Annotated in this window: 14 protein-coding genes; 7 read left to right on the top strand and 7 right to left on the bottom strand. The window is 58.1% G+C overall.

Features of this window, described 5'->3' with window-relative positions:
* Positions 1 to 3: 3 nt before the first annotated feature.
* The 3 genes from ASE71_RS05995 (at position 4) to glcF (ending at position 4,089) form a co-directional block, all read left to right on the top strand.
* Positions 4 to 1,443, top strand: coding sequence for an FAD-binding oxidoreductase (locus tag ASE71_RS05995; RefSeq protein WP_060520145.1), 1,440 nt, complete (start codon positions 4 to 6; stop codon positions 1,441 to 1,443).
* Positions 1,440 to 2,642: an FAD-binding protein gene (locus tag ASE71_RS05990; protein WP_060520146.1), complete on the top strand. Its 1,203-nt coding sequence runs from the start codon at positions 1,440 to 1,442 to the stop codon at positions 2,640 to 2,642. Before ASE71_RS05995 ends, ASE71_RS05990 begins: the two co-directional genes overlap by 4 nt.
* A gap of 142 nt (positions 2,643 to 2,784) precedes the next feature.
* Positions 2,785 to 4,089 (top strand): glycolate oxidase subunit GlcF, encoded by a 1,305-nt coding sequence (glcF, locus tag ASE71_RS05985; RefSeq protein ID WP_060520147.1) that lies wholly within the window; start codon positions 2,785 to 2,787, stop codon positions 4,087 to 4,089.
* A gap of 487 nt (positions 4,090 to 4,576) precedes the next feature.
* On the opposite strand, the gene ASE71_RS05980 is transcribed toward glcF, so the two are convergent.
* From ASE71_RS05980 to ASE71_RS05950, 7 genes are all read right to left on the bottom strand, one after another.
* Positions 4,577 to 5,221, bottom strand: a complete 645-nt coding sequence (locus ASE71_RS05980; RefSeq protein ID WP_029742521.1) for a helix-turn-helix domain-containing protein — start codon at positions 5,219 to 5,221, stop codon at positions 4,577 to 4,579.
* A 68-nt stretch (positions 5,222 to 5,289) separates the two neighbouring features.
* The gene (locus tag ASE71_RS05975) at positions 5,290 to 5,628 is read right to left on the bottom strand and encodes a hypothetical protein (RefSeq protein ID WP_029742522.1); all 339 of its coding nucleotides are present in this window, start codon (positions 5,626 to 5,628) and stop codon (positions 5,290 to 5,292) included.
* An 88-nt stretch (positions 5,629 to 5,716) separates the two neighbouring features.
* The gene (fixJ, locus tag ASE71_RS05970) at positions 5,717 to 6,328 is read right to left on the bottom strand and encodes a response regulator FixJ (protein WP_029742523.1); all 612 of its coding nucleotides are present in this window, start codon (positions 6,326 to 6,328) and stop codon (positions 5,717 to 5,719) included.
* Positions 6,324 to 7,808 (bottom strand): PAS domain-containing sensor histidine kinase, encoded by a 1,485-nt coding sequence (locus ASE71_RS05965; protein ID WP_029742524.1) that lies wholly within the window; start codon positions 7,806 to 7,808, stop codon positions 6,324 to 6,326. Before ASE71_RS05965 ends, fixJ begins: the two co-directional genes overlap by 5 nt.
* Positions 7,809 to 8,058: 250 nt before the next feature.
* Positions 8,059 to 8,826, bottom strand: a complete 768-nt coding sequence (locus tag ASE71_RS05960) for an SDR family NAD(P)-dependent oxidoreductase (protein ID WP_029742525.1) — start codon at positions 8,824 to 8,826, stop codon at positions 8,059 to 8,061.
* Positions 8,827 to 9,018: 192 nt separating this feature from the next.
* The gene (locus tag ASE71_RS05955; protein WP_049810946.1) at positions 9,019 to 9,282 is read right to left on the bottom strand and encodes a hypothetical protein; all 264 of its coding nucleotides are present in this window, start codon (positions 9,280 to 9,282) and stop codon (positions 9,019 to 9,021) included.
* A gap of 535 nt (positions 9,283 to 9,817) precedes the next feature.
* The gene (locus ASE71_RS05950; RefSeq protein WP_029742527.1) at positions 9,818 to 10,297 is read right to left on the bottom strand and encodes a MarR family winged helix-turn-helix transcriptional regulator; all 480 of its coding nucleotides are present in this window, start codon (positions 10,295 to 10,297) and stop codon (positions 9,818 to 9,820) included.
* Positions 10,298 to 10,343: 46 nt separating this feature from the next.
* On the opposite strand from ASE71_RS05950, the gene ASE71_RS05945 reads away from it, so the two are divergent.
* The 4 genes from ASE71_RS05945 (at position 10,344) to ASE71_RS05930 (ending at position 14,985) form a co-directional block, all read left to right on the top strand.
* Positions 10,344 to 11,861 carry an FAD-dependent oxidoreductase gene (locus ASE71_RS05945; protein ID WP_060520177.1) on the top strand — a complete coding sequence of 506 codons (1,518 nt, stop codon included), beginning with the start codon at positions 10,344 to 10,346 and terminating at the stop codon, positions 11,859 to 11,861.
* Entirely contained in the window at positions 11,858 to 12,832 is a 975-nt protein-coding gene (locus tag ASE71_RS05940; RefSeq protein ID WP_060520149.1) for a quinone oxidoreductase family protein, read from the top strand. The genes ASE71_RS05945 and ASE71_RS05940 overlap by 4 nt, the downstream gene beginning before the upstream one ends.
* Positions 12,829 to 14,061: an MFS transporter gene (locus ASE71_RS05935; RefSeq protein WP_060520150.1), complete on the top strand. Its 1,233-nt coding sequence runs from the start codon at positions 12,829 to 12,831 to the stop codon at positions 14,059 to 14,061. Before ASE71_RS05940 ends, ASE71_RS05935 begins: the two co-directional genes overlap by 4 nt.
* 309 nt (positions 14,062 to 14,370) lie before the next feature.
* Entirely contained in the window at positions 14,371 to 14,985 is a 615-nt protein-coding gene (locus ASE71_RS05930; protein ID WP_049810997.1) for a DUF308 domain-containing protein, read from the top strand.
* Positions 14,986 to 15,009: the final 24 nt, after the last annotated feature.

Raw genomic sequence — 15,009 nt, 5'->3', positions numbered from 1 at the left:
GATATGGACTCAGAGATACTTTTCTTGGAACCGCGTCCGGCTGTTCTCGCCCGCCGCCGCGAGATTGTCGCGGACCTTGCCACGTTCCTACCGAAGGACGCCCTCATCAGTGACGAACGCGGTCTCAAGCCCTTCGAAACGGATGCCTTCGTCTCGTACCGGCGGATGCCGTTGGCCGTCGCACTACCGGAGACGACCGAACAGGTCGCGGACGTTCTCAGATACTGCAGCCGGAATGGCGTTCCGGTGGTGCCACGCGGGGCGGGCACTTCGCTATGCGGCGGCGCGATTCCGCAGGAGGACGCGGTTGTCATCGGACTTTCGAAGATGGCACGCGTTCTTGATATCGACTTGGTCAACCGGACGGCAACCGTTCAGGCGGGCGCAACAAACCTCAGCATTTCCGAAGCGGTATCTGGCGCTGGCTTCTTCTATGCGCCAGACCCAAGCTCCCAGCTTGCATGCACCATTGGCGGCAACATCGGCATGAATTCGGGCGGCGCCCACTGCCTGAAATATGGTGTGACGACCAATAATCTGCTCGGGGTGAAAATGGTGCTGTTCGACGGGACGATAATCGACGTTGGCGGTAAGGCACTCGATGCCGCCGGCTACGATCTTCTTGGGATTATCTGCGGTTCGGAGGGCCAACTCGGGATCGTCACCGAGGCTACTGTGCGATTGATCGCCAAGGCCGAAGGCGCGCGTCCAGTGCTCTTCGGATTTAGTTCGTCTGAGGCAGCTGGCGCGTGCGTCGCAGATGTTATCGGCGCAGGCATCATTCCCGTTGCAATAGAGTTTATGGACAAGCAGGCGATCGAAATCTGCGAAGCATTCGCACAAGCCGGCTACCCGCTCGACGTAGATGCGCTGCTCATCGTCGAGGTCGAAGGTTCCGAGACAGAGATGAGCGCGACGCTGGCGGATATCGTCGAAATCGCGCGCAGGCATGACGTGAAGGTTGTTCGAGAATGCCAGTCGGCACAGCAGGCGGCACTCATTTGGAAAGGGCGAAAATCAGCCTTTGGCGCGACCGGGCGCGTCGCCGACTATATCTGCATGGATGGCACAGTGCCCCTCAGCGAACTTTCGAATGTCCTGCGCCGAACTGGCGAGATTGTCGCGAGCTATGGCCTGCGTGTCGCCAACGTTTTCCATGCCGGCGACGGAAACATGCATCCGCTGATCCTTTTCAACGCAAATGATCCGGTTGAGGCTGCAAAAGCGGAGGCTGCCGGAAACGATATCCTAAAGCTCTGCGTCGACGTGGGGGGCTGCCTCACCGGAGAACACGGGGTGGGAATCGAAAAGCGGGATCTCATGCGGCATCAGTACGGGGCAGTTGACCTTGAACAGATGATGGCCGTGCGCGCCGCGTTTGATCCCGACTGGATTTTGAACCCCTCGAAGGTCTTTCCGCTCGACGGGCGAGGCGCCGCATGAAGAGCCTCGCGCCGAAAACCGAGGAAGAGGCCTCGGCAATCATCGCCGTGCATGCCGCGCGCCGCGAACCATTGGTCATCTGCGGGAATGGCACCCGAAGCGGCTACGGCAATCCCGTCGCCGCCGAAGCACGGCTTCAATCGAGCGAACTTGCTGGCATCGTCGCGTACACCCCGCACGAGATGGTCATGACCGCGCGCTCTGGTACGCCGGTGGCGGTCGTCGAAGAGGTGCTTGCGACCAAGAACCAGATGTTGGCTTTCGAACCCGTGGACCACAGGGCCCTAATGGGGACCATCGGTGCGCCGACGATCGGCGGAGTGTTCGCCGCTAACGTATCGGGGCCACGGCGGATCGTCGCCGGGGGGGCGAGAGATAGTCTCCTCGGCGCGCGTTTCGTCAATGGGAAGGGACAGATCGTCAGGGCGGGCGGAAGGGTGATGAAAAACGTCACAGGACTTGATCTGGCGAAACTGGTGGCGGGGTCGCACGGGACACTAGGTCTGCTGACCGAGGTGACATTCCGCGTTTTGCCGCGCCCCATGACTGAGACGACTGTTCTCATACTTGGCCTGGCGGAACCAGCAGCAACATCGGCCATGGCCGCTGCCATGGCGCTGTCGGTGGAGGTGTCCGCGGCCGCGCATCTGCCGGTCACGAGGGAGGGGGGCGGCTACAATTATAATGGAGAAGGAAACGCCGTCGCGACGACGGCTCTTCGTCTCGAGGGCACGGCGTCGTCTGTGGAGGGACGAGTCGTGAAACTGCTACGAGCGATGAGCGCGTTCGGATCGGCCGCACGGCTGGATCCGGACCGCAGCGCGATGCTTTGGCGATCGGTTCGAAACGTATCGCCGTTCTGCGACGGCTCTGCGAGGCCGCTTTGGCGGGTGTCAGTGGCTCCAAGTTCTGGTCATCGTCTGGTTGCCGCATTACGCAAGACGGTGGACGTGGACGCATTCTACGACTGGCAGGGTGGCCTGATTTGGTTGAGAACTGAAGGCGACCCCCATGCCGATGTTCTTCGCGGGCACCTCAAAGCGTTCGGCGGACACGCGACGTTGCTGCGAGCCAGTGCCGAGGCGCGCCGGGCGGTGCCTTCGTTCGAACCGAGTAGCGACAGCGTCTCCATGCTCTCGCGAAAGATCAAGGAGAGCTTCGATCCGGCCGGAATTCTGAATCCAGGAAAGATGGGATGACGTTGATCACGATGGTCCCGAAAGATCCCGATTGGAAGCACTAGCGCTGCCTTAGAGAACGATCATGGGCGGCCCCAAGAGCGGGCTTGATCGAGACGATTGAAAGAGAAGAACGCGTTCTTGCGTTCGCGGAGCCTTGCAGATGCAGACTAACTTTACTGCCTCCCAACTGGCGGATCCCGCCGCCGCCGAATCCGAGTCGATACTGCGGCGTTGCGTGCATTGCGGTTTCTGTACCGCAACATGTCCGACGTACCTCACACTTGGCAATGAGCTCGACAGCCCCCGCGGGCGGATCTATCTTATCAAGGACATGCTCGAGAACGGCAGGCCCGCCGACGAGTCGGTTGTAACCCATCTCGATCGCTGTCTCTCCTGCCTCTCCTGTGCGACGACCTGTCCATCCGGTGTCGACTATATGCACCTAATTGATCACGCGCGCGCCCACATCGAAAAAAGCTATCGTCGGCCGCTGATGGACAGGGTCATCCGTGGCCTGCTGGTGTCAATCCTGCCGCATCCGAAGAGGTTCCGCATGGCACTGAAGTTGGCGCGAGTAGGCCGGCCGTTCCGAATGGTTGCTAAACGTTTCCCGGCGTTGAAACCGATCGCCGCGATGCTTGAATTGGCCCCAAGGCGGGTCACACCACTATCACCATACTCGTTACCGCAAACTCATCAGGCGCAAGGAACCAGACGTGGTCGGGTGGCAATTCTGACGGGCTGCGCCCAGCCGGTTCTCGATCCTGGTATCAACGCTGCTGCGATCCGATTGCTTACGCGTTTTGGGATTGAAGTGGTAGTTTCCGACCGGGAAGGGTGTTGCGGGGCGCTGGTTCACCACATGGGACGCGAGGAGTTAGCGCTGAAAAGCGCTAGAGCCAATGTCGACGCATGGTTCAGCGAGATAGAAACAAAGGGGCTCGATGCAATAATCATAACCGCTTCCGGCTGTGGGACGACGATCAAAGATTATGGTCATATGCTGAGGCACGATCCGGAGTACGCGGCAAGGGCCGCCACTGTGTCTGCCTTGGCACGGGACGTCACGGAATACCTGTCCACGCTTGCACTTCCCACGCTTCCGCCGAAAGGAATAGCTGTGGCCTATCACTCGGCATGCTCAATGCAGCATGGTCAGAAGATCTCGTCAGCGCCGAAGCATCTTCTGTCGGCGGCGGGCTACACAGTGCGCGATCCGAAAGAGGGGCATCTATGCTGCGGGTCGGCCGGTACCTACAACATTTTGCAGTCAGATATCGCAAGCAAGCTGAAACTACGCAAAGTCTCCAATCTTGAGGCGACAAAAGCAGATATCATCGCGACCGGCAACATCGGCTGCATTGCCCATATCGGTTCAAGTACGTCGATGCAGATACTGCACACGGTCGAATTGCTCGACTGGGCCTACGGTGGGAAACGTCCTGACAAACTCCACCCTCGCTGAGTACCTTGCAAGGAGAAGGCCGGCCGACTGCGACACGGAAATTGGCTACATTGTCCTTCCGGTTCGTTGAACTGCCTCCGATGGTGAGCGCGGCCTTCGGACGGACAGCAAGTACAACGAAGCCTGCGGTTCGGGGTTCCCCCAGAAGCCGCTCATTATCCGTCCACTCGAGTCCTGTCGATCCTAGACCGTCCGTTACCAGAGCCACCGCTCGCCGGTCGAAGGTGCTGCCGCAATCTGTGCTCATACCAAGCATGCCGTCGATTGCATATGCTTGCGACGAATGAGTCCATCTTGCTCCGAGTGGGGCAGGGGCAACGAGATCCAGCGAGCATGGTTCTGCGTTTGTTTCCGATTTGTACGTTTCGGATCGCATAATGTATCGTCTGGAAGCGCCGGGTAGTAAGGCGGGGTGCGGACGTTTAAAAACTCTTCACTCCGGAATCATCTCAGACTTGAATGTGCCGCCGGCACCCTTCAGCGAGCACTATTCACTTATCATGCGTAGCTTTGTCAGGCTCAACACCTCGACAGCGCGTGCGCTTTTGAGTCGAATAACCCCCATCGAGCGCAGCTTAGAGAAGCTGCGTGAGACCGTCTCGATCGTCAGGCCAAGATAGTCGCCGATATCTGTTCGGGTCATTGGCAAATCGATCGTGCCCTCGGCGCCTTGGCGTTCATAAAGGTCAACGAGGAAGACGGCCACTTTTTCAAGAGCGTTCTGTTTTCCGACGACCAGAAGATGTTCCTGCGCCCGCACCATGCTCTCCAGCGCCAGCGCCATCAATTCGGGAGTACCATGGCCTGTTTCTTCGATGGCGACGGTGGTCAAACCCGTGGGCACGATGCTTTCAGCAAAGAAGCTATGCATGGCCCTCGCTTCGAAGCCGAAGGTTTCTCCGGCAACGTGAAACGCCACGACCTGCCGGCGTCCGTCGGCGAGGAGACGGAAAATCCGAACCGCGCCGTACTCGATCCGATAGAGCGCACCCGCCAGTTCGCCTTGGGCATAGATTTCGGTTTCTGCGTCGTAGAATGCGACCGGGCGCGGCCGAGCAAACGACCGACCAACAAGGCTGGCAGCGGCATTAAAGCCGAAGGAGGAGGCGATGGAAGCGGTAGAAGCGTGCATGGGACCGACCCTTTGTTGATGGTCAGATCATGACGAAGCATGGCCGCGTGCGAAATTCGTTCGTTCCACTACGCATTACTACGTAGTGCGGCCAAGGCCGCGATGACATCGGGGCCGGAAAGAGGTTTGTGAAGGACAAGAATGTTCTGAGGCCTCGCCCGGTCGATGTCTTCATCTGCAAGCAACAGGACTCTCTTGCCGGCCGCCAGCGCCAAGCATGCTTCGATGTCCGTCACCGGAAGAGATCCGTCAAGCACCAGGATCTCGGCCGCAGAGCTTCGCTCTTTTGCTGCAAGCCATGACTGGAACTGCTCGACCTGGTATCCATGCGCCTGCATTGCGAAGACCAATGAGCGGAGCAAGGCTTCGTCTTTCGCAATGGTGACGACAGGTGGCGGGCTGGACACTGCAGTTCCGTGGGTTCGAGCGATAATTCCTCAAACTTCGCACAGACTGAAAGTCCAGGCTTTGTCCCAGATCAAGATGATGGCGCGATTAGTCTGCGGTTTCCGCTGCGAGAGACATTCTGACAAGTTCCGGGAGACTGCGGGCCTGCATCTTCGCCATGACGTTCGCCCGGTGAACTTCAACGGTGCGCGGGCTGATGTCGAGCGTAAAGGCGATCGCCTTGTTCGGTTGTCCAGCAACGACCGCGGTTAGAACCTGACGCTCGCGGTCGCTGAGGGTGCTGATGCGCGCCCGAATGTCTTCAGCACTCTCGATTGGCGACGATGCATCGCTCAAACGCTCAGAGGCGCGTCGGATCGCTTCAACAATGGTGTGGTCGTCAAAGGGCTTTTCAATGAAGTCTACGGCTCCCGCTTTCATCGCTTCGACCGCCATCGGCACATCCCCATGGCCAGTTATCATGATCGACGGGATGGTTGTCTTGAGGGCGACCAGTCGGCGAATGAGGTCCAATCCGCTAAGGTCCGGCATGCGCATGTCGGTAATGAGCACGGCTTGCCGCAGATTTGGAGCAACGGAGAGGAACGCAGTGGCGGACTCGTGCACTCGAACACCCAGTCCGTTCATCGTCAACAAAAATGCGAGCGATTTCCTGACCGCCTCTTCGTCATCGACAATATGCACGGTGAAATCGTCAATCGGCATTTTCTTCCTCGTTGTATTGCGGCAAGGTAAAGCTGAAGCGGGCGCCGCCCAAACTCCCGCTGAAGACGGTTAGATCGCCACCATGCGCCTCGACGATGCGCTTGGAGATCGACAACCCAATGCCCATGCCACCAGCCTTGGTCGTTGTGAACGGCTTAAACAAGTTGGCGGCAATTTCCTCAGGTATGCCAGCGCCGGAGTCTTCGACCGCAATCATGACCTCTGCAGTGCCCAAGCGCCGAATGGTGACCAAAAGTTCCTTCTTGGGCGTATTTTTCATCGCCTCTACGGCGTTGCGCATAAGGTTTGTCAGCACCTGCTGTATCTGGATTCGGTCGACCAGGACCTGGTCTGCGCCTGATTCGAAATCGAAGACCGTTCGCACGCCTTTCTCACGCGACCCGACCAAAGCAAGCGCGCCGGCTTCTTCGACCAGTTGCCGCAGGTTGTGGGGAGACTTATCCGTCTCTCCCTTGGTGACGAATTCCCGCAAGTGTTTGATGATTTGTCCCGCACGCAGGCTCTGTTCGCCGGCTTCCTTCAGCGCATCCCGTATCTGGATGTCGCGCGGACTTTCGGCTTGCTGAAGCAGCCGCCCGCAACCGTGGACATAATTAGCTATAGCGGAGAGTGGCTGGTTCAATTCGTGGGCGAGCGTCGAGGCCATTTCGCCCATTTCGTTGAGACGGGCGAGGCGAGCCAACTCCGTCTGAACCTCTTGCAGACGAGCGGCCGATTCTTCGCGCTCAGTCAGGTCGCGTATAAAACCTGTGAAAAACCTTCGACCACCGGATCTCATCTCCCCGACGGCAAGTTTCATGGGAAAGGTCGACCCGTCCTTTCGTTGACCGACGACCACACGGTCGGTTCCGATAATACGTTTTTCACCGGTCGAGAGGTACCGCTCGAGATAGCCGTCGTGTTCCTTGCGATAGGGTTGCGGCATCAGCATCCGCAGATTTTGGCCGATCACCTCATCTTCGCGGTAGCCAAACTGTCTGATGGCCGCAGCGTTGAACGATACGATCGTGCCGTCCTGCTCGCTGACGATGGTGGCGTCGAGAACAGTGTCCAGGATCGACCGGAGATGCGCCTCTCTAGTACGCAAGGCTTCGTCAGCGGTTGTTAACTCATGTTGAGCGCGTCGGAGCATTTCTCCCAAGAAGGAAATTGCGACCCCCACGGTGGTGAACACGACCAATTCCGGTATCTGTACCCCGCCAGGAGTAAGTGACCGAAGATAGGCTGCCGAACCGATGGAAGCGATGACAGCAAGGATCCCGGGACCGATGCCCCCGATTGCGGCTGCAAGGAGGACGGGGGGCACGAAAAGAATGTAGATTGCCCGATCATCTAGAACACCCATTAGGAAATAGCGAAGGACAAAGGCAATCAAGACCGCGGTGGCGGCAAATCCGTACGCTTTGACGGGTGACGAATTTCTGTGGAGCACGCAATCCGAAATGGTGCGCATGAAGCCGGCCCGACCAGTGAGCATTATGTCTTCTTCCGCGATTCCCAGTTGCACTCGAACTGACGTTTATCATCCAGGCAATGCTGCTGTCACATGGAAAGCCGAACCTCTGCCTTGCCGAAACGGCGATTGGAATGTTGTTTCAGTCCGGATGATGGACCTGATGACGGTCGGGTTGGGGAACCAGTCTTGCGCTTTCGTGACTCAAGTGCCGGTCGCCCAGGGTGTCAAGGTCAGCGGCGCCACGCCCTTAATAGGCGCGAGTAAAACCGCCATCGTGCAGGATGTTCAAGCCTGTCATGTGATCCGAAAACTGCGAAAGCAATCCCTCGACCACGATCGCAACCTCGGCTGGCTCGCCATATTTGCGGAGTGGAACATTGTCCGTCTCGATGGCGAGCTGCGCCTCAAAGGAAATGCCGTTCTTCTGCGCCTTCGTTTCGAGTTTGTCTCGGTACCACGGAGAAAGTGTACCGCCGAGGGACAGGGTGTTGACGTGAATACCTCGGCTTCCAAGCGCGAAGGCGAGCGTTTTGGCTTCGCCGATCCAAGCGGTTCTGATGACGTTGGCCGTTGCGTAGTGGCCCAGGACTTGCGCTGACGAGATGCCGGAGATGATGACGATCTTGGCTCGCCGGCCCCGGGCGGGGTCCGGGTTCATGCGTGCGATCGCGGTTTTCAGCAACCCCAGCGGGCCGATGAAGCTTACCTGAAACAAGTGTCGCCAGACGTCAGGGGCGGGCATTGGATCGTCATCAGCATGCGGTTGCGGTGGCATGAGTACCACCCCATCGAGATTGACATGCTCGCTTTCCATTCTCGATGCGAAAGCATCGATGGCGCGATCCTCACCTATGTCGGTCGCCCATGCCCGGTGCGTTCCACCAAGATCCCCAGCTAAGGCATCGAGTTTGGCCTGATTGCGCGCCACCAGCATCAAAGAATGATGCGGGGCCATTCGTCGGCAGATTGCTTCACCGATGCCACCGGTTGCTCCGGTTATCAGATAGGTTCCCATTTATCGCTCCCCGGACCGCGCGGAAGTCCCACCATATTGCGACCGGCGCTATGAAGCCGTAGCCTCTGTCGTGATTAACTCGACCCTCGTCGCGCAGCTTTGCGGCCACAAAATTATTCCGCGCCGTGGTGTCGGGCAATCATGCAAACGGGTGAACACGCGGTCGCGGATGTTGCGGGTCCAGTCCCGGCGCTAGTGGAGAGTTTTGGGCCAGGTCACATCCACGAACCGTCCAATCGACCGAAGGTAAGTGATAATCTCAGACTTGAGGGATGCGCGGTTGCCGTACCGTTGGGCGATCCGTCTCAATTCCTCTTTGGCTTCTTGCTGCTCGTCGACGTCGCCAAGCACATACATGTCGTTGCCCACGGCGTTGATGTCGCAACCCGCCGCAATCACCTCGGCGACAAAACTCGGGATCTCATGGACATTCATGATACGCTTGCTGTCGGTCATGCAGCCTCGCTTGCTGAACGACAAACGAAGGCGAGGGCATCGGGTTCCGCGCCTCCGCGAGATTGATCTTTCCGAGCAAGGCGAGGTTACGTGTTTGATGTCATTTTAGCGCGCTCTCAATAACAACTGAATTGCCTACCGGAGATAGCCCACTGCGGGTTTCGCAGGTGTTTTCGCCATCCTGACTAGGCCTTCGTCCAGTGGCGGGAGTGTGGATTTCCACACCTTACCTTCTTCCGCGTTGGCGAAAAGCTAAACCAATGCAGAAAGCACGAATTTCTAAAGGTTGCCGGATGCCTGCGCACGATGTTCCTTACGCAACCGAAGGAAAGGACTCAGCCGGGAAAACGCAGGCGCCCTTCATGCTCGGCAAGGTAGTTTAAGTCATCGCATCGCGAGCATCACTGTCGGCATCCTGCTTCTCGCGCTCGCCGTTGTCGCGTTGCGTGTTTGCCTAACCGTTGGACGTTGGGTAGCGTTTCCACAAGTCGTGATGAGTGGTGAAGAATTCCGATAGATTAGCGATCCTTGACCTTCATGTCTTCTTATCGTGTCTGAACGCTTCGGCAAATCGGGACATCAGCCGCACCAGATCTTCAACATCCTTCTCCTCCCATGTAGCGAAGATCGCTCGGCACATCCGCTCGCGCGCTGCATCGAGTTTGTCGGTCATATGCTTTCCCTCCTTCGTTATGTCCGCTTCTCGAATGCGTCGGTCGGCAACGCTTCCCTTGCGAGCGACGAGACCCAGGCTATCGAGCTTACCGACTTGCCGACTAACCGTCGTGTAATCCAACCCTATGCGCTCAGCCAGCTCAACAACGCCGATCGGCCCGAAACGCTCGATGGCTATCAGGAGGCGAAACAGCGCGCGATCCAGCGTAATCCCTGCTTCACGCACGAGTTCGTCGTCGCGCTGGGGACGGTTCATCGCGCTGACGATCTCGATCAAGGCACCGTGAAGATCGCGCATCATCGCGGAGGTGCGTGTATTTTGCACATTGTTTGTTGACATCGGTCCCATCTCCATTTATGTGCATAATACACATATGGAGGCAGAGATGACAAATGATTTCGCTGCAGATGTACTCATCTGCGGAGCGGGTGCGGCTGGCCTGACGCTCGCCATTGAACTTGCGCGGCGCGGGGTTTCCTTCCGATTGATCGATCGGCTGAACGCGCCATTTCACGGGTCGCGCGGCAAGGGAATACAGCCCAGAACCCAGGAAATATTCGAAGACCTCGGCATTCTCGACAAGGCTGTGGCAGCAGGCGGACTTTATCCACGCCAACGGACCTATCGGGACGATGGAAGCTACAGCGATACTGACATGGGCGAGATCATTCAGCCAACGCCGGCGGAGCCCTACCATTTGGCGCTCATGGTTCCTCAGTTCATAACCGAACAGATTCTACGCTCGCGCCTGGCCGAACTTGGTGGCCGGGTTGAATTCGGTCTGGAGTTGAAGGGGTTCGAGCAAGATGAGGACGGAGTTACTGCCTTTGTTGCGCATAATGAGCGCGAAGAAATCATTCGGGCACGCTGGCTGATCGGCGCTGACGGCGGCAAGAGCTTCGTGCGACGATCTCTTGGGATCGGTTTTCCCGGGAGCACGCTTGATGCGCGTGCTGTCGTTGCCGACGTCGATCTTTCCGGGCTTTCCCGTGAGGTCGCTCACCGCTTCGCCAGGGGCGGCGACATGAGTTTGCAGATTTGGATCGGTCCGCTTGCCGGCACAGATCTGTTCCAGATCCAGGGACCTGTCGCGCAAGAAGCGCACGTGGATCTCACTCCCGCAGGGCTGACGAAGTTTGTCTCAGAGCGCACAGGTCAAAGCGACGTCGTCGTGCGCGCTGTCTACTGGGCCTCAGACTACGAAATGAACGCTCGCCTGGCTGACAGTTATCGGAGCGGCCGCGCATTCCTGGTCGGCGATGCTGCCCATGTCCATCCGCCGACTGGTGGCCAGGGCCTGAACACCAGTGTGCAGGACGCCTACAATCTGGGCTGGAAACTTTCTGCCGTGTTGCGCGGCGCGCCAGTTCGCTTGCTGGACAGCTACGAGGCAGAGAGGAGACCGGTCGCAGCCACCATGCTCGGCCTGGCAAGCCGCCTGCTTGACGCCCAGAAGCAAGGAGAGATGCGACGCGGCAGGGACGTCCGTCAGCTCGATATCGACTATCCGTTTTCCGGACTGTCGCTGAATTGCACGGCAACGCAGCCTTCTGTTCCTGCCGGCACGCGTGCTCCAGATGCACCCCTTCGCGGAGCCGGAGGACAGATCACCCGCGTCTTCGATCTGCTGAAGGGACCTCATTGGACCTTGCTGGCATACGAGTTCCCAAAGCAGACGGTCAAGTCACGTGCGGGATTGCACGTTCACCGGATCGGCTCCGATGGCGAGTTTTTCGACGCGTGGCAGCATTTCAAGGACGCCTACTCACTGATGCCGGGAGAGTGCGTCCTGGTCCGTCCGGACGGATACGTTGGCGCCGTCTTCGATGCCGAACGAGACGAGGACATAGAAAGCTATTTGGCTGGAGTGAACCTCACCTCTTTGCAGGAGGAACGCCGATGAAGGCGGCAATCGTCGCGGCGATGGGAAGGGAACCCGTTTTGGGTGAAGTCTCCCCGCCTGCCCCTCTCTTTGGAGAGAACTGGATCAAAGTCACCGCAGCCGCGATCAGCCATGTCGCCAAGGCGCGTGTTTCGGGTGCCCACTACAGCGCGAACGAGGTGTTTCCCTTCGTCGTCGGAATCGACGGCGTTGGCAAGCTCGATGACGGGCGTCGTGTCTACTTTGGTCTTCCCCGACCGCCGTTTGGAAGCATGGCTGAGTACGTGGTCGCAGCACCTCGCTTTTGTGTTCCCCTTCCAGACGACCTCGACGATTTTACTGCCGCTGCCGTTGCCAATCCGGGAGCTTCATCTTGGGCAGCGCTGACAGAACGGGCCCGTTTGCAGCCGGGTGAAACGGTATTGATCAACGGAGCGACCGGAACAGCCGGACGCCTCGCAGTGCGGATCGCGAAATGGCTTGGCGCCGGCAAGATTGTGGCAACCGGTAGAAATCCGATTGCGCTTGGCGAACTCAAGCAGAGTGGCGCCGTCACGACCATCCAGCTCGCGGCAGAACCGGAAGCCCTCGAACGCCGATTGGTGGACGAATTTGAACAAGGCATCGATATCGTTATCGACTATCTCTGGGGAAAGAGCGCGGTGTGCCTTTTGACCGCCGCTGCAAAGGCTGGCCGCGACCGGCCGCCGGTGCGTTTTGTGCAGGTGGGGTCCGCCGCTAGTTCTGAGATCTCTTTGCCGGGTGCTTTGTTAAGAGCGTCAGCGCTCGAGTTGATGGGCTGCGGAATTGGCAGCGTATCCGTGCAAAGGCTCGTTGAAATCACCGGCGAGGTGCTGCGTGCCACGATCCCCGGCAATCTGGACATCAATTTTAGAAAGGTCCCGTTCGCGGATTTCGACAAGGCATGGCCTAAGGACGACAGTACATCGCGTACTGTTTTCGACCTTACTCAGGGGGCGACGTGGGGATGAGCGACACCATGTATCCGAAAACCGCTTCCAAGATGCGCCGGAACTGGCAAACCTTGGCGCCACTCTTTCTGATCGTTTGCATCTATGCTGCTGGAATGGCGTCGGTCCTGCCTGTCTTGCCGTTCTACCTGCGGGACTTGGGGGCAGGCCCGTTCATCTTCGGCCTTGTCCTTGCGACGGAAGCATTCATCCAGTTTGTTGCCGCACCCACCCTCGGTCAGCTGTCAGACAGGTTCGGGAGGAAACGCATTCTGCTTGCGAGCCAACTTATGGCAGCCGCGAGTCTTCTTCTCCTCGCGATTGCGCCAAATGTGTTCGTCGTAATTGTAGCGCGCGCTCTCTTTGGACTGACAGGCGGCAATTTCTCCGCCGCCGCAGGTTACGTCGCTGACCACACGACACCTGAGGATCGGAGGCAGGCCCTTAGTATCCTGACCGGTGGCGTAGGTTTGGGCGGTATTAGCGGCGCCGGCTTGTCAGGGTTTCTCTCTAACACTTCGCTGACAATGCCAATCTTTGCAGCCCTTTTCCTCTCGATCGGCGCTGTTGGGCTGACAGTGTTTGCGCTCAAGCGAGATCAAGGAGCATCTCCTCAGACCACAAGATATCAACGCGAGAAAATCTCGTTTCGTGCCATCTTTTCCTCGCCGGTCGTTCGCATCCTGGTTCTTGTGATGTTATGCCATTTTCTTGCCTACGGCATCTATAGCTCGCAAATGCCAGTCTTCCTCGCGGAGACGTTCATCTGGAATGGGGAGCCTTTCGGCCCCCAGCACCTCAGCATCATCGTCGCGGCTGACGGAGTGATCAACATCTTGGTCCAGCTCGTTGTATTGGGTTGGCTCAGCCGGGGGCTCTCCGAACGCCACCTGATCCTTTTGATGTTCGGCCTGGTCTGCACAGGATTTTTGGTGGCCAGCCTGGCGACCACGGTGCCTTTTCTGGCATTGGCGGTCCTTTGCGTGAGCACAGGCGATGCCATGGCCAAGCCAACATATCTTGCGGCCTTGTCCGTTCATGTGCCGGGAAACCGTCAAGGGGTCGTCATGGGTTCCGCCCAATCGCTCGGAGCGTTCACGGACATTGCATCGCCTCTGATCGGCGGTCTGATTCTCGGTCAAAAACTCTACGGCGTGTGGATCGGTCTGGCGATGGGTGTGGCGGCCATAGGCGCCATGTTGGCGGCTGTAAAACTTCCCGCCACAGATCCGGAAACACCGAAGTCGTAGGCTGAGCTTGATCTGCCTCAGAAGATCCTTCCTCAGCGCCGCCGGCAAACGGTGGCTGCCCTCTCCGACGGAGTGACTGGATAAAGCTCTCAATTCGAGAGAATTATAGAATGCCCTTTCACGCCGCACTCGTCAGCGTGTCGATCCTCTTAACGGTTTTAAGCGGATGCACGACACCGGAACGTCCGATGTATAGTTCGTCCGAGGCCGAACGCGCTCAAATTGCAGGATTTGAGAACATCAGGGCTCACGTTGATGATCCGCGGCCAACGGCTTTAGAACATGACCCCTGGAGGCCGGTCGTCGTGAATGGAAGGCCTACTATGCTTGCCATCTCAGGCGGCGGTTCAGACCTCCCTTGCCGCGAGCGGAAACGAGCAATGGCTCAAGCAATATTACTTCACGCGTGCGGCGTTCTCGTTGTTGTGGGTCACAGCTGCCTTGACCATAGGGCAGCAATCATTTGCGATAACTGCCGCACTCCTGATCGCCTATCCGGCTTGGGACGCCGCCGCGAACGTTATTGACGCGGCCAGGAGCGGTGGCTTGGCGGTCAACCGCAGCCAGGCGATCAATGTCACTGCAAGCTCGATCATGACAATTGCCGTGATCATCGCGTTGACGACGAGCATGAACTGGGTTCTTGGCGCATTCGGCCTATGGGCGATTTTTTCAGGCCTGCTTCAGCTTGGAACTGCCCTCCGGCGTTGGAAAACGAGTGGAGGTCAGTGGGCGATGATCTTGAGCGGCGGCCAGTCCGCTCTGGCAGGCGCTGTCTTCATGTACCAAGCGCAAATGCCGGAGGAACCTTTGATCTCCACGGTCGCCGGATATGCAGGCTTCGGAGCATTCTATTTTCTTGTTTCGGCAATATGGTTGAGTATAAGTCTGTCGCGTCTTGGTACGAGTGAAGTAGAACATTAGACTCCGTGTAGCTCTTGTTAAACA

Origin of the sequence: Ensifer sp. Root954, assembly GCF_001429005.1 — a bacterium.
Classification (GTDB): Bacteria; Pseudomonadota; Alphaproteobacteria; order Rhizobiales; family Rhizobiaceae; genus Ensifer; species Ensifer adhaerens.
This window is presented reverse-complemented; position numbering and strand designations above follow the sequence as displayed.